At 71.1% G+C, this 19,345-nt stretch carries 17 protein-coding genes; 13 read left to right on the top strand and 4 right to left on the bottom strand.

Translation table 11 applies throughout. The features are described from left to right. Positions 1–91 precede the first annotated feature (91 nt). The 11 genes from ACFVFH_RS27465 (at position 92) to ACFVFH_RS27415 (ending at position 12,592) form a co-directional block, all read left to right on the top strand. A complete protein-coding gene (locus ACFVFH_RS27465; protein WP_383773382.1) occupies positions 92–1,579 on the top strand; it encodes an APC family permease in 1,488 nt (495 codons plus the stop codon). Next, entirely contained in the window at positions 1,576–2,592 is a 1,017-nt protein-coding gene (locus ACFVFH_RS27460; RefSeq protein ID WP_383773380.1) for an acetamidase/formamidase family protein, read from the top strand. Before ACFVFH_RS27465 ends, ACFVFH_RS27460 begins: the two co-directional genes overlap by 4 nt. Positions 2,593–2,635: 43 nt before the next feature. Next, complete coding sequence (locus ACFVFH_RS27455) at positions 2,636–3,229, top strand: N-acetylmuramoyl-L-alanine amidase (protein ID WP_383773378.1); 594 nt, start codon at positions 2,636–2,638, stop codon at positions 3,227–3,229. A 101-nt stretch (positions 3,230–3,330) separates the two neighbouring features. Next, complete coding sequence (locus tag ACFVFH_RS27450) at positions 3,331–4,581, top strand: GAF domain-containing protein (protein ID WP_383773376.1); 1,251 nt, start codon at positions 3,331–3,333, stop codon at positions 4,579–4,581. A gap of 99 nt (positions 4,582–4,680) precedes the next feature. Then, positions 4,681–6,204, top strand: a complete 1,524-nt coding sequence (locus tag ACFVFH_RS27445; RefSeq protein WP_383773374.1) for an aldehyde dehydrogenase family protein — start codon at positions 4,681–4,683, stop codon at positions 6,202–6,204. Positions 6,205–6,498: 294 nt separating this feature from the next. Beyond that, positions 6,499–7,527: a 3-oxoacyl-ACP synthase III family protein gene (locus tag ACFVFH_RS27440; protein ID WP_383773372.1), complete on the top strand. Its 1,029-nt coding sequence runs from the start codon at positions 6,499–6,501 to the stop codon at positions 7,525–7,527. Continuing rightward, positions 7,524–8,264: a glycosyltransferase family A protein gene (locus ACFVFH_RS27435; RefSeq protein ID WP_383773370.1), complete on the top strand. Its 741-nt coding sequence runs from the start codon at positions 7,524–7,526 to the stop codon at positions 8,262–8,264. The genes ACFVFH_RS27440 and ACFVFH_RS27435 overlap by 4 nt, the downstream gene beginning before the upstream one ends. Further along, positions 8,264–9,742 (top strand): class I adenylate-forming enzyme family protein, encoded by a 1,479-nt coding sequence (locus ACFVFH_RS27430; protein WP_383773368.1) that lies wholly within the window; start codon positions 8,264–8,266, stop codon positions 9,740–9,742. Before ACFVFH_RS27435 ends, ACFVFH_RS27430 begins: the two co-directional genes overlap by 1 nt. After that, a complete protein-coding gene (locus tag ACFVFH_RS27425; RefSeq protein ID WP_383773366.1) occupies positions 9,739–10,515 on the top strand; it encodes a glycosyltransferase family 2 protein in 777 nt (258 codons plus the stop codon). The genes ACFVFH_RS27430 and ACFVFH_RS27425 overlap by 4 nt, the downstream gene beginning before the upstream one ends. After that, on the top strand, positions 10,512–11,651 hold the full coding sequence (locus ACFVFH_RS27420; protein ID WP_383773364.1) for a cytochrome P450: 1,140 nt from the start codon (positions 10,512–10,514) through the stop codon (positions 11,649–11,651). The genes ACFVFH_RS27425 and ACFVFH_RS27420 overlap by 4 nt, the downstream gene beginning before the upstream one ends. Continuing rightward, a complete protein-coding gene (locus ACFVFH_RS27415; RefSeq protein ID WP_383773362.1) occupies positions 11,648–12,592 on the top strand; it encodes an NAD-dependent epimerase/dehydratase family protein in 945 nt (314 codons plus the stop codon). The genes ACFVFH_RS27420 and ACFVFH_RS27415 overlap by 4 nt, the downstream gene beginning before the upstream one ends. A 264-nt stretch (positions 12,593–12,856) precedes the next feature. Here the strand turns inward: ACFVFH_RS27415 and ACFVFH_RS27410 are convergent, their stop codons facing one another. After that, positions 12,857–13,846, bottom strand: a complete 990-nt coding sequence (locus tag ACFVFH_RS27410) for a hypothetical protein (RefSeq protein ID WP_383773360.1) — start codon at positions 13,844–13,846, stop codon at positions 12,857–12,859. 398 nt (positions 13,847–14,244) lie between these two features. Next, on the bottom strand, positions 14,245–15,042 hold the full coding sequence (locus tag ACFVFH_RS27405; RefSeq protein ID WP_383773358.1) for a DUF5707 domain-containing protein: 798 nt from the start codon (positions 15,040–15,042) through the stop codon (positions 14,245–14,247). A gap of 1,460 nt (positions 15,043–16,502) precedes the next feature. On the opposite strand from ACFVFH_RS27405, the gene ACFVFH_RS27400 reads away from it, so the two are divergent. After that, positions 16,503–17,087: a hypothetical protein gene (locus tag ACFVFH_RS27400; RefSeq protein ID WP_383773356.1), complete on the top strand. Its 585-nt coding sequence runs from the start codon at positions 16,503–16,505 to the stop codon at positions 17,085–17,087. 161 nt (positions 17,088–17,248) lie between these two features. Continuing rightward, on the top strand, positions 17,249–18,058 hold the full coding sequence (locus tag ACFVFH_RS27395) for an SAM-dependent methyltransferase (RefSeq protein ID WP_383773354.1): 810 nt from the start codon (positions 17,249–17,251) through the stop codon (positions 18,056–18,058). 8 nt (positions 18,059–18,066) lie between these two features. On the opposite strand, the gene ACFVFH_RS27390 is transcribed toward ACFVFH_RS27395, so the two are convergent. Together ACFVFH_RS27390 and ACFVFH_RS27385 are read right to left on the bottom strand one after the other, a co-directional pair. Continuing rightward, positions 18,067–18,972 (bottom strand): helix-turn-helix domain-containing protein, encoded by a 906-nt coding sequence (locus ACFVFH_RS27390; RefSeq protein ID WP_383773352.1) that lies wholly within the window; start codon positions 18,970–18,972, stop codon positions 18,067–18,069. 82 nt (positions 18,973–19,054) lie between these two features. Then, entirely contained in the window at positions 19,055–19,270 is a 216-nt protein-coding gene (locus ACFVFH_RS27385; RefSeq protein ID WP_383773350.1) for a DUF397 domain-containing protein, read from the bottom strand. Between the last annotated feature and the right edge of the window lie 75 nt (positions 19,271–19,345).

The following is a 19,345-nucleotide window of genomic DNA, read 5'->3' as shown; positions in this document are numbered from 1 at the left end:
CCGCGCGGCGCCCGTACGGTAGGGCGCGCGAGCGACTCGGCCGCACACCGGACAACGCCTTCCGGTCACCGGACGCGGAGGGAGCCACGGGATGCCGGGGGATTCGGGCAGCGGACTGTTACGTGATGCCATCGGGCTGCGCGAAGTCCTCTTCCAGAGCATCACGGCGATGGCGCCCGCCGCGGCCATCGCCGCCTCGATCCCCGCCGGGGCCGCGTTCGCGGGCGGAAGCCTGCCGCTCTCCGTGGTGGTGGCCCTCGTCGCCTGTCTCTTCACCGCCTCGTGCGTCGCCGAACTGGCCCGCCGCCTCCCGGCCGCCGGTTCCGTCGCCACCTACTCCGCGCAGGGGCTGCATCCTGCCGTCGGGTTCCTCGTCGGCTGGGGCTATGTCTTCGTCGAGGCGCTGGTGCCCGCGTTGCTGCTGCTCCAGCTGGGCTTCACCACGGCGGGCACCCTGCACCAGGAATGGCCGTCCTGGCCGGCGGACCTGTGGTGGCCGTGGTCGCTGCTGGGCGCGGTGGTCATCGCGCTCGCCGGGTACTTCGGCGTGCGGGCCTCCGCACGGTTCGGCACCGTGCTCGGCATCTTCGAGGTGCTGGTCTTCGTCGTCTTCGCGGTGCTGCTCATCGGGCGGGCCGGTGCGGACAACACCCTTTCGGTGTTCGGCACTTCGCACACCGCCGACGGGTTCGGCGGCGTCAGCGGGATCTTCGCCGGCTCGGTCTACACCGTGCTCGCCTTCGCGGGCTTCGAGGCTGCGGCACCGCTCGCCGAGGAGACGAGGGACCCGCGGCGCACGATGCGGCGCGCGGTCCTCGGCGCGGCGCTCTCCATCGGCCTGGTGTACGTCCTGACCGCCTATGCGATGTCGGTGTACTTCGGGCCCGACCGATTCGCCGGATTCGGCGGATCGGGGGCAGCGTCCTGGGAAGGGGTGGCCCGCGCCTCGTTCGGTCTCTTCTGGGTGCTGCTCTTCCTCGCCGTGGTCAACTCGACCGTGGCCAACGCGAACGCGTGTGCCAACGTCTCGACCCGGACGGCCTTCGCCCTCGGCCGCATCGGAGTCTTCCCGGCGGCCTTCGCGAGGCTCCACCCCCGGCGCCGCTCCCCCGTCACCGGGGTGGCCGTGCAGTTCGTGATCGCGGTCGGCGCCGCGCTCGGACTGGGCTTCGCCTACGACCCGGTGACCGCGTTCGTCCTGCTGGCCACCGTGATCGTCACGGTGATCATCGGTGTGTACATCGTCGTCAACCTGTCCTGCGCCGGATACTTCCTGCGCAGGCGTCGCGACGTCTTCAACCCCGTGCTCCACCTCCTCTTCCCGGTGCTGGGCATCGCGGCGTTCGTCCCCGCGCTGCTGACGGCCGCCGGAATCCCGGTCTTCGACTTCGTCTCCGCCCTCAGCGCGCCCGTGTCGTACGCCGGTCCGGTCGTCGGTGTCTGGATGCTGATCGGGATCGTTGTCCTGGCGGTGCTGCTGCGCAGGCATCCGGAGCGCGTGGCAGAGACCGGACGAATCCACCTCGACGACGCCCCGGCGCCCGCCGGGGACCCGGAGACAGGAGCAGTACCACGATGACCGACCCCCGCATCCTGACCGTCCGCCCCGAGGAGGGCGAATACGCCTGGACCTTCGGCGGAGCGGCTCCGGTCGCCCGGATCGAGCCGGGGACATTCCTCGACGTGTACACGGAGGACTGCTTCGCCGGGAAGGTCCGCTCCGAGAAGGACCTGGTCTCCGAGGTCTGCGCATTCCCCTTCCTCAACCCGCAGACCGGCCCCTTCCATGTCGTGGGCGCGGAACCCGGTGACACCCTCGCGGTGCACTTCGTGTCCATCGAGCCGGCCAGGGACTGGGCCGCCTCGACGACCGTACCGCTCTTCGGGGCCCTCACCTCCACCCACACCACCGCTTCGTTGCAGGCCCCGCTGCCGGAGGTGGTGTGGATGTGGCAGCTGGACCGGGCGCGCCGCACCTGCCTGTTCAGCGCCCGGGACAGCGACATCCGGGTGGAGCTGCCGATGGATCCGATGCACGGCACGGTGGGGGTCGCTCCGGCCGGTCTGGAGGTGCGGTCCGCGCTGGTGCCCGACGCGCACGGCGGGAACATGGACACCCCCGAGATGCGGGCCGGCGTCACCTGCTACCTGGGCGTCAACGTCGAGGGCGCGCTGCTGAGCCTGGGGGACGGGCATGCCCGCCAGGGCGAGGGTGAGACTTGCGGGGTCGCCGTGGAGTGCGCGATGAACACGGTGGTCCTGGTCGAGCTGCTGAAAGGGGTCGCCACTCCGTGGCCGCGCATCGAGTCCGACACCCATCTGATCTCCACCGGTTCGGCGCGCCCCCTCGAAGACGCCTTCCGGATCTCGCAACTGGACCTGGTGCAGTGGCTGGCGCGCGACTACGGCCTCTCGGAACTCGACGCCTACCAGCTGGTCAGCCAGGCCGGTGAGGCCCCGCTGGCCAATGTGTGCGACACCAACTACACCTGCGTGGCGAAGATCCGCAAGGAGTGGCTGCCGTCCGGTGACCCCCATCGCGGGCTCCACCGCCATCTGCGCGAGACCGCGGCACCGCTGTCCAGCCCCTGACCGCTCACCACCTCGCCCCCTCTCTCCCCCCACAGGAGTGTTCATGCACCGCAGAAGGATCCTCCAGGGTGCCGCCGCGACGGCTGCCGCCGCCCTGATCCCGGCCTCCACCCGAGCCATGGCCGCCACGACCACGGGCGACACCGACTATCCGCTCGCCCACTGGAATCCGGCCTCCACCTCCAACTACACCGCTTCGAGCCGCCCTTCGGCCTATCCGGTCCAGTACGTGATCATCCACGTCACCCAGGAGACGTACCCGAACACGATCGGCATCTTCCAGAATCCGGCGAAGCAGGTCTCCGCGCACTATCTGGTGCGCTCCGCGGACGGCTACGTCGCCCAGTGCGTGCGGGAGAAGGACATCGCCTGGCACGCGGGCAACTGGGACTACAACACGCGCAGTATCGGCATCGAGCACGAGGGCTGGGTGGACCAGCCCGCCTACTTCACCGACGCCCTGTACGAGAGGTCGGCGCTGCTGACCGCGTCGGTGTGCGACCGCTACGGCATCCCGAAGGACCGCGCGCACATCCTCGCCCACGCCCAGGTCCCCGGCACCGACCACACCGACCCCGGCCCGCAGTGGGACTGGGTGCGCTACATCCGCCTCGTCAATCTGTACTCGGGCGGCTGAGCGGCCGCCGACGGGCCGGTCCGCCCGGTGCGCCACGGTTGTCGCGGCGGCCGCCCGCGACGACGATGGGGTGGTCACGACGCCGCTGGACGGAGGGTGAGTTGCTGGATCCCTGGGTGGCCCTGGCAGCCGACGCGGACCCCGGTGAGCGGATCGTCGAACTGCGCCACGCGCACGAGGCGTTCACCACGGCGGGGCGGCTGGAACGGCCGGTGCGCCCCGTCGTCGGCGAGTCGTGGCGGCGCTCGGCGCGGGCCAGGGTCAGCCCGGACGGCGCGGCCCTGGTCGAGCTGGGCAACGACGACCTCGGCCCGTACCGCGAAAGCCATCCCCTGGCTCCCGCCATGCCGGTGATCCGTGAGCTGATGGGCGCCTACGCGACGGACGGGGAACATCTGCTCGCGGTGTGCGACGCGCACGGCAGGCTGCTGTGGGTCGAGGGGCCCGCGGTGACCCGCCGGGCCGCCGGACGGATGAACTTCGTGGAGGGCGCGCGCTGGGCCGAGTCGGCGGCCGGGACCAACGCTCCGGGGACGGCCATCGCCGTGGACCGCCCGGTACAGGTCTTCGCCGCCGAGCACTTCCTCCGGCCGGTCCAGCGGTGGACCTGCGCGGCGGCGCCGTTGCACGACCCGCACACCGGACGGGTCCTGGGGGCCGTGGACATCACCGGAGGGGACCGGCTGGCGCATCCGCACAGCCTGGCGTTCGTGCAGGCGGTGGCTCGGGCCGCCGAGACACAGCTGGCGCTGCTCGCCCCGGCGGCGCCCCGCGGAGCGGTCCGGCTCAGCGCCCTCGGCCGGGACGAGGCGCTGCTGGTGGCGGGGGGCCGCAGGATCCGGCTCAGCAGGCGGCACAGCGAGATCGTGGCCACGCTGGCCCGCCGTCCCGAGGGCCTCGGCGGCGACGAGCTCCTGGTCGAACTGTACGAGGACGAGTCGGTGACCCCGGTGACCCTGCGGGCCGAACTCTCCAGGCTGCGGCGGCTGCTCGGTCCGGAGCTCCTGCTCTCCCGCCCCTACCGCCTCTCCGCGCGGGTCGACGCGGATTTCGACACGGTCGCGCGCCGGCTGGCGTCGGGCGCGGTGACGGCGGCTCTGGGCGCCTATCCGGGGCCGCTGCTCCCGGCTTCGCGGGCACCGTCCATCAGCCGCCTCCGGCGCCGTCTCGAAGAGCAGTTGCGGGCGGCGCTCATCGCGCGCGGTGACCCGGGGCTGCTGGCCGACTGGGCGTACAGCCCGTGGGGCGAGAACGACCTCCCGGTGTGGGAGGCGCTGGCGGCGGCCGTACCCGCCGGTCAGCGCCCGGCACTGCTCGCCAGGGCCCGGTCCCTGGGCGCCGAGCTGCGATAGCCCCGCGCGCCGTGCAACGGGGTTGCAACGTGTCGTGGTCTACCGTCGCGCCGAGGGCCGTCCAACGGCGGGCGGCACCGGATCCGGGAGGCCACAGAGATGACCCGTTACGCCGCGCCGGGTGCCGAGGGCGCCATCGTCTCGTACGAGTCCCGCTACGACCACTGGATCGGCGGCGCGTACGTATCGCCCGTCCGTGGTCGCTACTTCGAGAACCCGAGCCCCGTCAACGGACGCCCCTTCACCGAGATCGCCCGGGGCACGGCCGAGGACGTCGAACTCGCGCTGGACGCGGCGCACGCCGCCGCGCCCTCCTGGGGAGCCACCGCGGCGGGCGAACGCGCGGGCATCCTCAACCGGATCGCCGACCGGATGGAGGCCCACCGGGAGGAACTCGCGGTCGCCGAGAGCTGGGACAACGGCAAACCGGTGCGGGAGACCCTGGCGGCCGACATCCCGCTGGCCATCGACCACTTCCGCTACTTCGCCGGAGCGTTGCGCGCCCAGGAGGGCTCGCTCGGCGAGATCGACGACGACACGGTCGCGTACCACTTCCATGAGCCGCTCGGGGTCGTCGCGCAGATCATCCCGTGGAACTTCCCGATCCTGATGGCGACGTGGAAGCTCGCCCCGGCGCTCGCGGCGGGCAACGCGGTGGTCCTCAAGCCCGCCGAGCAGACCCCGGCCTCCATCCACGTATGGCTGAAGCTGGTCGCCGATCTGCTGCCGCCGGGCGTCGTCAACGTCGTGAACGGCTTCGGGGCGGAGGCGGGCAAGCCCCTCGCTTCCAGCCCGAGGGTCGCGAAGATCGCCTTCACCGGTGAGACGACGACGGGCCGGCTGATCATGCAGTACGCCTCCGAGAACATCAAGCCGGTGACCCTGGAACTCGGCGGGAAGTCCCCCAACATCTTCTTCGACGACGTGTGGAACGCGGACGACGACTTCCGCGACAAGGCGCTCGAAGGTTTCACGATGTTCGCCCTCAACCAGGGGGAGGTCTGCACCTGCCCGTCGCGCGCCCTGATCCAGCGAGGGATGTACGACGCGTTCCTGGAGGCGGGCATCGCCCGTACCGAACAGATCGTGCCGGGGCATCCGCTGGACACGGACACGATGATCGGCGCCCAGGCCTCCAACGACCAGCTGGAGAAGATCCTCTCGTACCTGGACATCGGCCGTCAGGAGGGCGCGAAGGTCCTCACGGGCGGAGAGCGGATCGAGTACGACGGAGAGCTGGCGGGCGGCTACTACGTCCAGCCCACCGTCTTCGAGGGCGACAACCGGATGCGGGTCTTCCAGGAGGAGATCTTCGGCCCCGTCGTGGCGGTCGCGTCCTTCTCCGACTTCGACGACGCGATCAGGACCGCGAACGACACGCTGTACGGGCTCGGCGCCGGTGTCTGGACGCGCGACATCAACACCGCGTACCGGGCGGGCCGCGCCATCCAGGCGGGCCGCGTCTGGACGAACTGCTATCACGCGTACCCGGCACACGCGGCCTTCGGCGGTTACAAGCAGTCCGGGATCGGCCGGGAGAACCACAAGATGATGCTGGAGCACTACCAGCAGACGAAGAACCTGCTGGTGTCGTACTCCCCGAAGAAGCTGGGCTTCTTCTAGGCACCCGAGAAAAGGCACCTGACCCGGGGATCTCCTCGGGCCGGGTGCCTCCCGGGAGCACCCGGCCCTCCCATGAGGGAGGCGCCTCCGGTTCGGTTCGTCCCCGCCGCGCCCGGGCCTGGGGGTGCGGACGGCCGTGGCGTGGGCTCCGCCGCGCACGGGCCGGGACCGTGGAGGGTGACCGGCCAGACGCCGTACCGCGCGACCCCGGCGGAGCGTGCCGGTCGGAGCACTAGACGAGTTGAGTACGAGCGCTCAGGCGCGCTGTTCGAATCTGCTCGTAGCCTCCACCCCATGCACATAGATCACACGGTTCGCGGCGGAGTACGCCGGGCAGGCATCACAGCGGTCGCTTCCTGCCTGCCGGACCTCGAAGTGACGTCGGAGGTCCTTCAACAGCGGCTCGTCGCGGCCTCCGGGGTGTCCCTGCCCGCTCGGGGAATCGAACGGGCCACCGGCATCACCGCGCGTCGGGCGGTCGCGGACGACGAGTACGCCTCGACGCTGGCGGTACGAGCCGCCCGGACCGCCCTGGACAGGGCTGAACTGGCCCCGCACGACGTGGACCTGCTGGTGTTCGCCTCCGCCACCCGGGACGTGGCCGAACCCGCGACCGCGCACATCGTGCAGGCCGAACTGGGCTCCCGGGCGCACGCGCTGGACGTGACCAACGCCTGCAACAGCTTCGTCAACGGCATCGACACGGCACGTGCCATGATTCTCGCCGGCCGGGCCCGGCGGGCCCTGGTGGTCACCGGGGAGACGCCGAGCCGCGCGGTGCGGCACGAGCCGACCGGCCCCGACCAGTTCCGGGACGGGTTCGCCGGCTACACCTTCGGGGACGCGGGAGCCGCAGTCGTCCTGGAGGCGGTGGAGCGGGGCGGCATACTCGACGTGGCCACCGAGACGCACTCCGAGCACTGGTCGGTCGGGGGCATCTTCGGCGGCGGTTCGCGCCACCCCAGAGGCGACGAGCACACGTATTTCCACGGGGACGGCAGCGAGCTGCGCGAGGTGTTCGAGAAGGTCGGCACGTCGGTGCTCGACCGGATGCGGCAGCGCACCGGGCTGGCGTGGGACGACTTCCGGCACATCCTGGTGCACCAGGTCACCGTTCCGTATCTGGAGCGGTTCGTGGAGCTCACCGGAGTCCCCCGGGACCGGCTCGTCGTCACGGTGCCCGAGCTCGGCAACATGGCCAGTGCCACGCTCGGCGTGCAGCTCGACCGCGTCCACGAGGAGCTGAGGGCCGGTGACCGGGTCCTGTTCGTGGGCCTGGGCGGGGGCGTGAGCATCATGACCATGGTGTGGGAGAAGGCATGAGCGCCCTGTGGGTGGTGGTGCCCGCGCACCAGGAGGCCAAGCTGATCGGCAGCACGCTCCTCGCGCTGGCCCGCCAGCAGGACCGTGACTTCACCCTCGTCGTCGTGGACAACGCCTCCAGTGACGGCACCGCGGCGGTCGCGTGCGACTTCGCCCGCTGGGCGCCGTTCCCGGTGCATGTCCTCAGCGAGCCGGAGAAGGGGGTGGGCTGCGCGGTGGACACCGGTTTCCGGTACGCGATCGAGCACGGCGCGACGCTGCTGGCCCGCACCGACGCCGACTGCCTGCCGCACCCCGGCTGGACGTCCGGTGCCCGCGAGGCCCTGCGGCACGGTGCGGGTCTGGTGTGCGGACGCATCGACGCACGCCGCGACGAGCACGGGCCGGCCGGGCGGGCCGCCTTCCGCGCGCTGGTCCGCGTCGCCGCGTTCTTCGGCCGGATCCGCCCCGCCCACCACCGCCGCCACGGCTACCTCACCCCCTACCGAATGCACGCCGGCAACAACATGGCCGTCACCGCCACCCTGTACGAAGCCGTCGGCGGCATGCCTCGCCGCCCCTCCCCCACCGACCGCCTCTTCCTCAACCGGGTGCGCCGCCACACCACCGCCATCGTCCACGCCCGCGACATGGTCGTGGAGAACTCCACCCGCCGACTGCGCGCCTACGGCCCGGTCGGCGCCGCCCGCTGGTACCTCGACAAGGGGCCGGGCCGTCACGGAGAGGACCCGCGCTGATGCTCGACACCCTCGCCCACGCGCTTCGGCGCCACCCCGACCGGCCCGCCATCCTCGGGACCACCCGCACCGGGGCCATGCGCACCAGGGCCACGTTCGGGGACCTGGCCGACCTCTCCGACCGCTATACGGCCGCCCTGCACACACAAGGCACGGGACGCGGCAGCACCGTCGGCGTCGCCGTTCGTCCCGGACCCCGGGCCCTCGCGGTGATGCTCGCCGTGCACCGGCTCGGCGCACGGACCGCGGTGCTCGACCCGGGCGCCGGGCCGGACGTGCTGCGCGCCCGGCTCGCCCTGGCCCGCCCCGATGTCGTGCTCGCGGACGCCACCGCCCAGGCCGTCGCCGGGTGGGCCCGGCCGCTCGCCCGCCGGGCCCACCTGGCCCTTCCGGACCTCGCCGAAATCGGTCCGGTGGCCACGGTCGGGCCGCGGCTGCCCGGCTGCGCCCCCGCCCTGGACGCCGACGTCCGAACCGTGCCGCTGCCGCCGCCGGTGGACGAGGACGGCGACGCGGTCATCGTGTTCACCTCGGGCACCACCTCCCAGCCCCGCGCGGTGGTCCACACCCGCTCCTCGCTCGCCGCCGGCATGACCACGGTGGCCGGTCTGGTCCGGCCCGAGGCCGGGCGGCCCGTCCTCGGCGGCACCTTCTTCGTCCTCGTACCGTCCCTCGCGAGCGGGGCGCCGGTCGCCCTGCCCGCCCGCTCCCTGCGCGGGCTGGCCCGGCAGCTGCGCCGGCTCGGCCCGCAGGCCACCTACCTGACACCGCCGAAGCTTCGGCAACTGCTGGCGCGGGGCGCCCGGTTCACCGGACGCGTGTGGACCGGATCGGCTCCCGCGAGCGCCGACCTCCTCACCCGCGTCAAGCACGCGGGTGCCGAGGAGGCGTGGGGCGTCTACGCGCTGACCGAGCTGTTTCCCGCCGCAGCGGTCGAGCAGGCCGACAAGGCCGCCTTCACCGGCGAGGGGGATCTGGTCGGCGCGCCCCTTCCCGGGGTGGTGGCCAAGACCGACGGGTCCGGTGAGCTGCTGCTGTCGGGCCCGGCCGCGCGGCACCGATACCTGGGCGAGGAGCCGGACATGTGGGTGGCCACCGGCGACCGGGCACGCCTCGACGCCGGTCGGATCGTGCTGGAGGGCCGCAGCAAGGACATGGTGCTGCGGCATGCGGAGAACATCTACCCGGGTCTGTACGAACCGTCGTTGCACGTTCCGGGCGTCGAACTGGCGGTGCTGGTGGGCGTACCGGCCGGTGACGGCGACGAGCGTCTGGCCGCCGTCGTGCAGCCGAGTCCCGGGACGGACCGCGACCGGCTCCGGGCCGCCCTGGCCGGGCCGTTGCAGCGCATGGGGTCCGCCCGCCCGGACGCGGTGCTGCTCGCCGACGTCCCGTTGTCCGGTCGCTCCCTGAAGCCCGACCGTGCCGCGGCCGCCCGCCTGGCCGCCCGGCGCCTGGCCGAACGGAGCCGGGGATGAACGCGCCCGGCAGTGCGGAGCCGTTGTGGGTGGTGGTGCCCGCCTACAACGAGGAGGCCGGGATCGGGGCGACCCTCGCCGCCCTTGCCTCCCAGACCGACACCGACTTCGTCCTGGTCGCCGTCGACAACGCCTCCACCGACGCAACCTCCGATGTCGTACGCCGCTTCGCCGCCACGGCCCCGTTCCCCGTGCACCTGGTCCACGAAGAGGAACGGGGCACCGGCGCCGCCGTCGACACCGGCTTCCGGTACGCCGTCGCTCATGGCGCCGAGTCGCTCGTGCGCACGGACGCCGACTGCCTGCCCGACGCCGGCTGGATCGCCGCCGCGCGAGCCGAGTTCGCCCGCGGCACGGACATGGCCTGTGGCCGCAGCCTGCCGCGCCACGACGAGAACCCCTCGTTCGCCGAGCGCCACCTCCTCCCGGCGGCCATCAGGCTGACAGCGGTGTACGGGCGCTACCGCACCGAGCACCGGCACCCGCGCTACCGCGCTCCCTACGTGCTGTGTCACGGGCACAACCTCGCCATCACGGCCGCGCTGTACCTGCGCTGCGGGGGCACGCCCCGCACACCTCTGGAGGGGCCGGCCGAGGACGTCGTCCTGCTCAACCGGGCGCGCGAGCACAGTGAACGGATCACACGGGCCGAGCACATGGTGGTCCGCACCAGCCTGCGCCGCCTGCGGGCGTGGGGCGCCCGCCGCACCCTGCTGTGGTGCTGGGACCGCCGCTACTGTCCCGCCGATCCCAAGCAGGTGCACGTCAGATGACCACCGTTCCCACCGGATCCGCCCTGCGCGCCGCCCGCCGCCGCGACCGGCGCGTGTACACCCGCTCCCACCCCCTGCTGTTCGCCCTCCTCGCCGCCACCCGCCACCGGACGGTGGCCCGCATCGGCGGCGCGGTGCTGGTGCACGGCACCGAGCCGTACCGGCGGGCACTCACCCGGATCCCGCTGGACCGCACCGCCGCCGGCACCACGGGCGGCGCCGCCCGGGAACTGTCCGCGGGCGGAACACTGTTCGACCAGGACGGCACCGGTCACCGCGCGACCCGGCGCGAGGTCGCCGACGCTCTCGGCGCGGCGGGGGTGGAGCGGCTCCGTCCGGTGTGGCTGGACGTCCTGGACCGCCGTCTGGCCCCGCTCGGCTCGGGCCACGACGTCGACCTCGTACCGCTGGCCCGCGAACTGGCCGGGGCCACCGTGTGCGCGCTCCTGGGCACGGCCGGCGACCCGGCGGCCGTCGCGGAGGCGGCCGCCTCCGCCGCGGCCGCCGCCGTACGCGACCACCTGCCCGGCCCCCGGCCTCCTGGCACCTCGCGGGCGGCCGCCGCGGCGACAGCACGGCTGGAGGCGCTGCTCGCACCGGACTCCGGCGCGGCAGCGGACACGGCTCTGCGGGCCATGCTCGCGGTCGCCACCGTCAACACCACCGTCGCGGCGCTTCCCCGCGCCGTCGCCTGGTGCGCCGACGCCCGGCTGTGGCACCAGGCGGCGGACGACCGGCTGCGCCCGGCCCTGGTGGACGAACTGCTGCGGGTGATCGCCCCGTCCCCGCTGCTGCCCCGCGTGGCGGGCGCCGACGCGGATCTCGGCGGCTGCCCGGTCCGGGCCGGGGACCGTCTGATCCTGGTGGCCCGTCACGCCGCACGGGCCCACCGCCGACCGCCGGACGCCCTGCGCCCCGAGCCCCCTGCGGTGTCCCGTCTCGTCTTCGGCGCCGGCCCACACGCCTGCCCCGGCGCACGCCTGGCCCGCGCACAGCTGGACGACACCCTCGCCGCGCTCGCCGCTCACCGCCCCACCGTCCTGCGTGCCCGCGTCGACCGGGGCGCGGCCCTGCCCGGGTGGCGCTCCCTCACCGTCCGGGCCACCGACAGCCATCGAGCCCCGGAGAACCGATGACCACGATCGCCGTCACCGGGGCAAGCGGATTCTGCGGCTCGCACGTCGCCGTCACGGCCGCCGCCCGTGGTGCCGATGTCCTGTGCGTCGGACGCCGCCCCGGCCCGGTGGGCCGGCACGTGCCCTGGGACGCCGGGTGCGAGGTGCCGGATCTGTCCGGCGCGGACCTCGTCGTGCACTGCGCGGCCGCCGTCGGTGACCCGGTACCCGGCTCCCCGGCCGAAGCCGCCATGCGCGCCGTCAACATCGACGGCACGGCCCGGATGTTCGAGGCGGCAGCCGGCCGGCCGGTGGTGTGGGTGAGCAGTGCGAGCGTCTACGCGCCCAGCCGACGGTCCCCGATCACCGAGGAACATCCGGTGGGCGGACATCTGAACGCCTACGGCCGCACCAAGGCCGCCGGTGAGGCGCTGGCGCTCGCCGCCGGTGCCGTGGTCCTGCGACCCCGGGCGGTCTACGGAGCAGGGGACCCCCATCTGGTGCCCCGTCTGCTCTCCCGCGTCCGGGGCCCTGTGCTCATGCTGCCGGGCCCGAGCGTCCGCCTCAGCCTGACGGCTGTCGAGAACCTCACCGACGCCTGCCTCATGGCCGCCGGATGGCCGCCCGGCGCCTACAACATCGCCGACCCCGCACCCTACGACCGCGACGAAGCCGTCCACATGGTCCTGCGCGCCCATGGCGTACGCACCCGGATCGTGCGTCTTCCACTCGCGTTCGCCCGTGCCGCGGCACACGTGGTGCAGTCGGCATCCCGTCTTCGACCACGATCGGAACCGCTCCTGACCCGCTACGCAGTCGATCAACTCGCGCGGCCCGTCACCCTCGACGTGTCCCGGGCCCGCGACCGGGGCTGGGAGCCGAGGCACACACTCGGCGATTACGTATCCGCGGCGTCGGAACGGCGGATCGGCCCCGGAGCTGGTCCGGACGCACCGTGGTAGGGCGTCCGCTCCGGCCGGGCAGCGGTTCTCCCGCTTGGAGGGCCCCGGTCCGGCGCGACGGTTTCCCGGTAGCGGCCGCGGTGTCCGCAGCGGCGAGATCGAGGCCCGCCAGGGCCTGCGGCGATCCCATGGATGCGGACGCGCCGCGCGGGCGGACCTCGTTCAGGCCGGCGTCGAAGACCGGGCGCCACGCGCCCGGCGGCAGAGCGGCCCCTGACGCGGTTGGCGGCACGGGGCCGCCCCTGGGACACTGAGGAGAGACGCTCAGGGCGTGCTCTGTGAAGCGACAGCCCGGTCGCAGACGAGCCGCATGAGTTCCTGGGCCCGTTCCAGGGAGTCGGTCCTTTCGGGACCGTCGCCGATCGGGCCGTAGTTCATGTCGATGAAGACCGCTCCCACCCGGGCCCGGATCTCGACATGATCACCGTTCCAGTCCCTCTGGCTGTCAGTGACGGTGTAGCGGGTCGCAAAGCTCTCATCACCACACTTCGGCGTCGCGATACGGGTCTCTTCCGGATCGCTGGTCGCGACGTCCTTCAACGCCTGCGCGTACCCATCGGTCACCGTTCGGACGTTTCGGCACGCGGTCACGCGGTAGGTCACTTCGAGGTTGCCAGAGTTCTTTTCCGGGTTCTCATAGTTCGCGGTTCCCGCATTGCATCCCTTGGCCCCCTCGGCGGGGAACCCGTTTCGCGCACTGCCGACTGCCCAGCCCGGCGGCATGTCCTCCAGTCCGGGCACCACGTCCTTCGTCTCGGCCGCGGTCAGCGCACGAGGTGCGATGGTCCGTCCCTCGCTGCCGCCGCCCGACGCCGAACCCCCGTTCTTGCCGGCTGTCGCAGATGCGGAGCCGTGACCGCTGTGCGGAGAGTCGTCAGAGCCGAGGAACCGGCTCCCGCCGTACACGGCGAGGACGATCACGGCGAGGGTCACCGACACGGCCACCACGAGCGCCGCCATGCCGGTCGCCGACGTCGGCTTCCTGAAGGCGATCTCCCCGCTGTCGTCCAGGATCGGAGCGTCGCCTCGGATCCGGCTGCGGTCGACGCCCGTGCCGCCGGCAGCCTGCGGTGAGCTCAGCTGTGCCGTCAGTGCGCGCCGCAACCGGGGATCGGTCTCGATCTCCTCGGCGAGAACCGCCGTTGCCCCGGTCTGCGCCTTGGAGCACGCCCCGGTCTCCTCAAGATCCGCCAGTGCGGCCCGACCGCGATCCGACGCCCCCAGCCGGTCTCGTACGACCTGCGCGACAGCCACCGCGGCCTGCTCGCCCGCTGCGGTCGCTCTCCCTCTGATCACAGCCGCCAGGACCCCGACAGCGGCCGCGGCGAGTCCACCCGCTCCCATGACACCCCCGAATCACCCGGACACCGGGCAACTGCCCTTGGTACGGCATCATGCCACCGGGAAGCCGGGATCCACCCAACTCACCACCGATAGCTGGACGTTCGCACCGACAGCCGAAGCACACGCGCGCCTACCCGAGGGCGGGAGAGATGTCGTCCCACGGAGCACGACACTGCTGTCGGCAGCGCCCTCGAAGGGGTCGACGAGAAACCGCGGTAGCTCCCGGGCGGAAGCAGGCCCCTCGCGGAAGCGACGAAGGGCCTGGTCCGCCGGTCTCCTCGGTTCTCCCGCCACAGGACGCTGCGGGGCTACTTCACGTCGACGAAGTCACCGGCGGCGTTGACCGCGGGAGTCGAGGCCGTACCGGCGAAGCTCCAGCGCCAGTAGCCGTCTTCCACCGCTTTGACCGTGGTCCTCAGCGTGCCGGTGTGGGAGCCCTTCACCGTTTTGACGGTGGTGTACGTGCTGCTGTTCTTCTTCCGGAACTGGAGTTTGACTGACTGGGACGCGTAGCCCGCGTACTTACGGGTGTCCCAGTTGGCCCGGTCCAGCTTGCCCGTGACCGTGATGGTGCCGCCCTTCTTCACGGGCTCCGGGGAGGCGTTGACCGTCAGCCGCGACAGCCGCTGGAACCTGACCGAGGAGAACGTCTCCTTCTCGGTGAAGTTGCCGTCCTTGCCCCATGCACCGGCGTAGACCCGCCAGGTCGTGGCGTTGGTGTTCCACAGGTACCCGGGATCGACCGTGATGGTGAGGGTGCAGGTGGAGGTCGTGGTGTTCGCGGCCTTGCACGTGGCCCTTCCCGCCTCCGGGTGGAACCCGAAGTCGTACAGCTTCGGGTTGCTCTCTCGGCCCCTCCAAATGTAGGAGAGAGCGTCCTTGATCCCCGACGGGTGGGACGCGGTGACGGACACCGTCACCTTCTTGGTGGCGGTGGTACCGAGCACGATCGGCTTCCCGCTGTTCACGACGGCCTTGCTGATCACCGGGGCGGCGTCCGTGCGCGCCGGCGCGAACGCAGGGCTGCTCGCCTGCGAGGCCGGCACGGCAAGTGCGGACAGGGTCAGGGCGCCGGAGACAGCAGCCACAACGGCACGAATACGCATTTGCTCCCCAAATCTGGTCTATGGATCTACTGACCCGACAAGCCAGACCCGGAGCGAGCATGGAAGGTTGTACACAAAGATGAAGCCTTTGCGAAGATCAGTTCGAGTCGAAGCCATTGCCCCCCGGGCGGCTCGACCGACCGTGACGAATCTGCCGAGCGCTGTCGGTACGACAGGAACGCGCAAGGAGACCCCTCTTGGAGCGGCCGTACCGGACGCCGGGCCGGGCGCCGGGCGTACGCACCGGCTACCTCCCGCACGCACTGGTCACCGGTTTCGGGACCCGAGGGCCCAGGGGCGGAGGATTCGGCCGGCACCGGCGGACGGACGCGGTCACCGCGCTCGCCGCGGGCCCGCTGACGGTGGAGCGGCCGGCCCGTGTGCGCGAGGGGGTCGGGCGGATCGAGGCCATGTACGAGGTACACCTCCGGGAAGCGCTGCCCCACCCGCCGACGGGAAGCCCCTTGCCGTCTGGTGTATCGGCAGTGCCATGGGCGGTCAGAGGGGCCTCTTCCAGTGGCGGGCGGGCAACTCCGACAGCGGCACGGAAACCCCGCTCGCAACCCTCCGACCGGCCTCTCAGCTGGGGGCGGCACTGTTCCGCATCGCGCCGACCGCGCCGACGACACGGACGCCTCCGCCAACCTCGATGTCCTCCGGCGACGGTGGCCACTTCGAGATCCGAGCCGTCCCGGGCCAAGTCCCGCCCGAGAATGGCCGGGTTCGGCGAAGAGATCACAACCACACCGTCGACACCCTGAAACGACGCGGGCGTCGGCGGGCCGGAACGCCTCGGGACGCCTCGGGACGCGGAAGCGGGCAGGGTTTGCCGGAGTCCGAGCAAGTCCCGTCGCACAGAATGAAGTCTCGGGCGAGACGCCCGGGATTCTCAGACGGGAATGTATTTTCGATTCTTCGCTCGACCCCGATGATTCTGCCCCGCCGAAAATCTGACTTTGCACGGGGGCCCTTGGGCGGGCATTCGAGGGGCAATACGCGGTACGGTCGAACCAGTTCCCAACGAGGGGCGCCCGCCCTGGAAATGGATTGCGGCCATACCCAGGGTGCGAATAGATCTGACTGGAGAATCGAATGCCTGACCTGCTTCGCCGAGGCCGACATCAGCCAGCCTCCGGGCAAATGAACGGTATCAGTTCCGGATACCGATCCGCAGTGGTTACGGACGTCGCTTCCGGCCTCACCCTCTTCGGCTGACCTCGTCGCCACACCGGCCTTCGTGGTGGCGGTATCGAGCAAGACGACATTCCCGTGCACGCTCAGCGGCTGCACGTGGGACGCGAGCGGACACGTCCGCCGGTTCCGCGCGGCCGTCACAGCTCCGGCACTCGCCCTCCCGGACCGCCTCGGCCCAGGAGAGGCCCATTGGCTGCCAGAGGTCCGGCGCACAAGCGAGGACCGCATCCGCGCCGCCCGGGTGCGTGGAACTTGAGGAAGAGCCCGTGTCGGAGATTCATCACCCCACCCGGACGCCCAGCGCCACCACGAACATCCACCGCCGACCCCTCACGCCCGCCCAGCCGACCAGCCGTCTCCGGCCCCGTCCCATGCCCCTCACATCGCAGAGCGACCCGAACGGCCAGAACGGCCGGCGCAGGCTCGACCTCCTCGCGTTCGTGCAACTGCACAAGGACCACTACCTTCTGTACGCGCGCACCAGGCTTGACGAGACCGTCGCACGGGCAGCCGTGTCCACCGCGCTCGACACCGTCGAGCGCCAATGGGACAACTACCTGCGATGCGCTCAGCCGGCGGCCGATGCCTGGCGCCGGCTGAGCGCCGAGGTCCACGCGAGAAGCCTCGGGACAGACGGTTCCGCTCCTGCCGTGACCCGGCTCTACCGCTCATTGCCCCACGACGCCGCGGACGCGGTCGTACTGCGGTGGCGGATGCGGCTGGACCCTGACGCCATCGCCGATCTGATGGGCCTCGATCCGGCATCGGTCACCGTGCTGCTGCTGACCGCCCAGCGGCTCCTGCCCACCACAGAACTCGAACAACTGGAGGAGCACAGGCCCCTTTTGTAACGCCTCTCGCATATTGGTGCGACCGTCAACGCGGAATCGCCATATTCGCGCCACCCCTCGCCACCATTGCTCACGAAGCGGTGGTGCGCTTCGGGCTGCCCTTCTACGATGGGTTCGCAACCCTGGCGAGAAACGGGGCTCGAACCGGGAGGGACTGTCCGTTGACAGACATCAGGCGTGTCGATTTATCCATTCCCAGCGCAGCGAGGATGTACGACTGCCTACTGGACGGGCACCACAACTACGAGGTCGATCAGAGGGCTTGTGAGGAGCTGCTCGAATCGGCGCCCAGCACCAAGGCCCTGGCCCGGAACAACCGCTGGTTCCTGGAACGCGTGGTGCGGGTCATGGCCGAGGAGCACGGCATCCGGCAGTTCGTCGACTTCGGCTCCGGACTGCCGACGCAGAACAACGTCCACCAGATCGCCCAGGCCGTCGACCACACCTCACGGGTCGTCTATGTCGACAACGACCCGGTCGTCCTGGCCCACGGCCGGTCCATCCTGGACGAGAACGACCGGACCGCCATCATCTCCGCCGACATGGGTGACACGCCCTACATCTTCGGCCACCCCGACTTCACGAGTCTCATCGACCTCCGCGATCCTGTCGGCGTCCTGTTCAACTCGGTACTGCACTGCATCCCCGACAAGAACCGTCCGAAGGACATCGTCGGCCGGACCGTCGAGCGAGTGAAGCCCGGCAGCATGTTCGTGATCTGCCAACTGGTCAGCGATGACGCGCAGCTCCGCCACGACGTCACGGAGTTCATGCGTGAGCAGACCCACGACTCCTGGGGCCGTGTACGCGAACGCCGGGAGGTGGACGACTACTTCGACGGTCTGGTGGTCCAGCGCCCCGGACTCGTGGACGTGACGGACTGGCGGCCGAGCTCAGAACTGCAACAACGCCAGCGCAGCATCGAGTGGACGGAGTACGGCGGCCTGGCCATGGTTCCGCCGAGGCAGTGACGCCGGGGCTATCGCTCGTAACGCCGGATGGCATCCCGGAGTATGGTCCGGCTGTCGCGCCAGGAAGCGGCGGACTCATGGCCGAGTCGGAGCAGTGACTCCATCCGCCGCTCCACGTCCTCGGTCTTCACGATGTAGGTCGCCTCGTCGTCGCCTTCGACATAGACCATCGGAGGAGGCCCGCCCTGGCCGAACGCCAGATGGGTCATGGAATTGTAGTTGGAGACGAAGGCGCCGTTCAGGGGCACGAAGAGGATCGTGACGCCGGGTCTGTCGATGAAGCTCTCCAGCTTGTGCAGCTGGCCGGCCATGATCTGTGGCGTCCCGACCTGACGGAGCAGCACGGACTCATCGAGGAGGAAGGTGCCGCGCGGCGGGTCGTCCTGGTCGAAGAAGCGCCTCTGGCGTTCCTCTCGCAGGGCGACGCGCTGCTCGACCTGATCGCCCTCCGAGACGCGCAGGCCGTCGGTGATGATCCTCCTGGCGTATTCGGACGTCTGGAGCAGGCCGGGCGCGAGCTTGGACTCATACGTCCAGAGGCTGCGGGCCTCCGACTCCAGCGCGATGAGGCGCATCATGTACTCGCCGGTGTAGTCCGAGTACCGGTCGCACCACTCGGGATCAAGGGCCCGGCGGGTCAGTTCCTCAAGTTCCGCCGTCTTGGCGGCGTTCGCCCGGTAGTGGGCGGCCAGTTCGCGGACGTCCCTCCTGTCGGGCGGGCTCTCGGCCCTCTCCAGTCGGCTGACCTTGGAAGTCGATGCGTTGATCAGCTTGGCCGCGGCTGTTGCCGTGAGGCCGCACCGGGTGCGCAACTGCCGTAGCTCCGCGCCGAGAACGAGCCCGGCCGCAGTCGGCGTGAGCTCCCGCTTCCGGGGCTGCGGAAACAGCGAAACGTTGTCAGGACGGGCGGACACGCATTCTCCATTCATAAAAGAGCATGGCTCATCATGACATGGTGAAGACAGCGTGTCCGCCCGAACTTATTTTGTGTTCTTTCTAGTTGACACACATGGCGTCGAACTCGCCCTTCTTCGCGCCGTCCACGAAGGCTTCGATCTCCAGCGCGGAGAAGATCAACGCGGGGCCGTCGGGGTCCGTGGAGTTCCGCATGGCAACCCTACCTCCGGCCAGCGTGCCCAACTCCACGCACTGGCCATTGGCCGTACTCATATTGCTCTTGACCCACTTCGTCTCGATGGAACCGGCAGACATGCCGTTGCGGTAGCGGTCCATGTACCTCTCCTTACCATGGCGTTCGATCATCCGACTTATCGCCTGCCCTCCCCA

This window comes from Streptomyces sp. NPDC057697 (genome assembly GCF_042799335.1).
Lineage (GTDB): Bacteria > Actinomycetota > Actinomycetes > Streptomycetales > Streptomycetaceae > Streptomyces.
The sequence above is the reverse complement of the archived record's forward strand: the minus strand, read 5'-3'. Positions and strand labels throughout refer to the sequence as shown.

What these genes read in the sequence shown, in the direction of transcription:
- ACFVFH_RS27430 (WP_383773368.1), top strand. Translation starts at nt 8,264, where the DNA reads ATGCTCGACACCCTCGCCCACGCGCTTCGGCGCCACCCCGACCGGCCC.
- ACFVFH_RS27455 (WP_383773378.1), top strand. Translation starts at nt 2,636, where the DNA reads ATGCACCGCAGAAGGATCCTCCAGGGTGCCGCCGCGACGGCTGCCGCC.
- ACFVFH_RS27405 (WP_383773358.1), bottom strand. Translation starts at nt 15,042, where the DNA reads ATGCGTATTCGTGCCGTTGTGGCTGCTGTCTCCGGCGCCCTGACCCTG.
- ACFVFH_RS27415 (WP_383773362.1), top strand. Translation starts at nt 11,648, where the DNA reads ATGACCACGATCGCCGTCACCGGGGCAAGCGGATTCTGCGGCTCGCAC.
- ACFVFH_RS27425 (WP_383773366.1), top strand. Translation starts at nt 9,739, where the DNA reads ATGAACGCGCCCGGCAGTGCGGAGCCGTTGTGGGTGGTGGTGCCCGCC.
- ACFVFH_RS27445 (WP_383773374.1), top strand. Translation starts at nt 4,681, where the DNA reads ATGACCCGTTACGCCGCGCCGGGTGCCGAGGGCGCCATCGTCTCGTAC.
- ACFVFH_RS27465 (WP_383773382.1), top strand. Translation starts at nt 92, where the DNA reads ATGCCGGGGGATTCGGGCAGCGGACTGTTACGTGATGCCATCGGGCTG.
- ACFVFH_RS27385 (WP_383773350.1), bottom strand. Translation starts at nt 19,270, where the DNA reads ATGTCTGCCGGTTCCATCGAGACGAAGTGGGTCAAGAGCAATATGAGT.
- ACFVFH_RS27440 (WP_383773372.1), top strand. Translation starts at nt 6,499, where the DNA reads ATGCACATAGATCACACGGTTCGCGGCGGAGTACGCCGGGCAGGCATC.
- ACFVFH_RS27460 (WP_383773380.1), top strand. Translation starts at nt 1,576, where the DNA reads ATGACCGACCCCCGCATCCTGACCGTCCGCCCCGAGGAGGGCGAATAC.
- ACFVFH_RS27420 (WP_383773364.1), top strand. Translation starts at nt 10,512, where the DNA reads ATGACCACCGTTCCCACCGGATCCGCCCTGCGCGCCGCCCGCCGCCGC.
- ACFVFH_RS27435 (WP_383773370.1), top strand. Translation starts at nt 7,524, where the DNA reads ATGAGCGCCCTGTGGGTGGTGGTGCCCGCGCACCAGGAGGCCAAGCTG.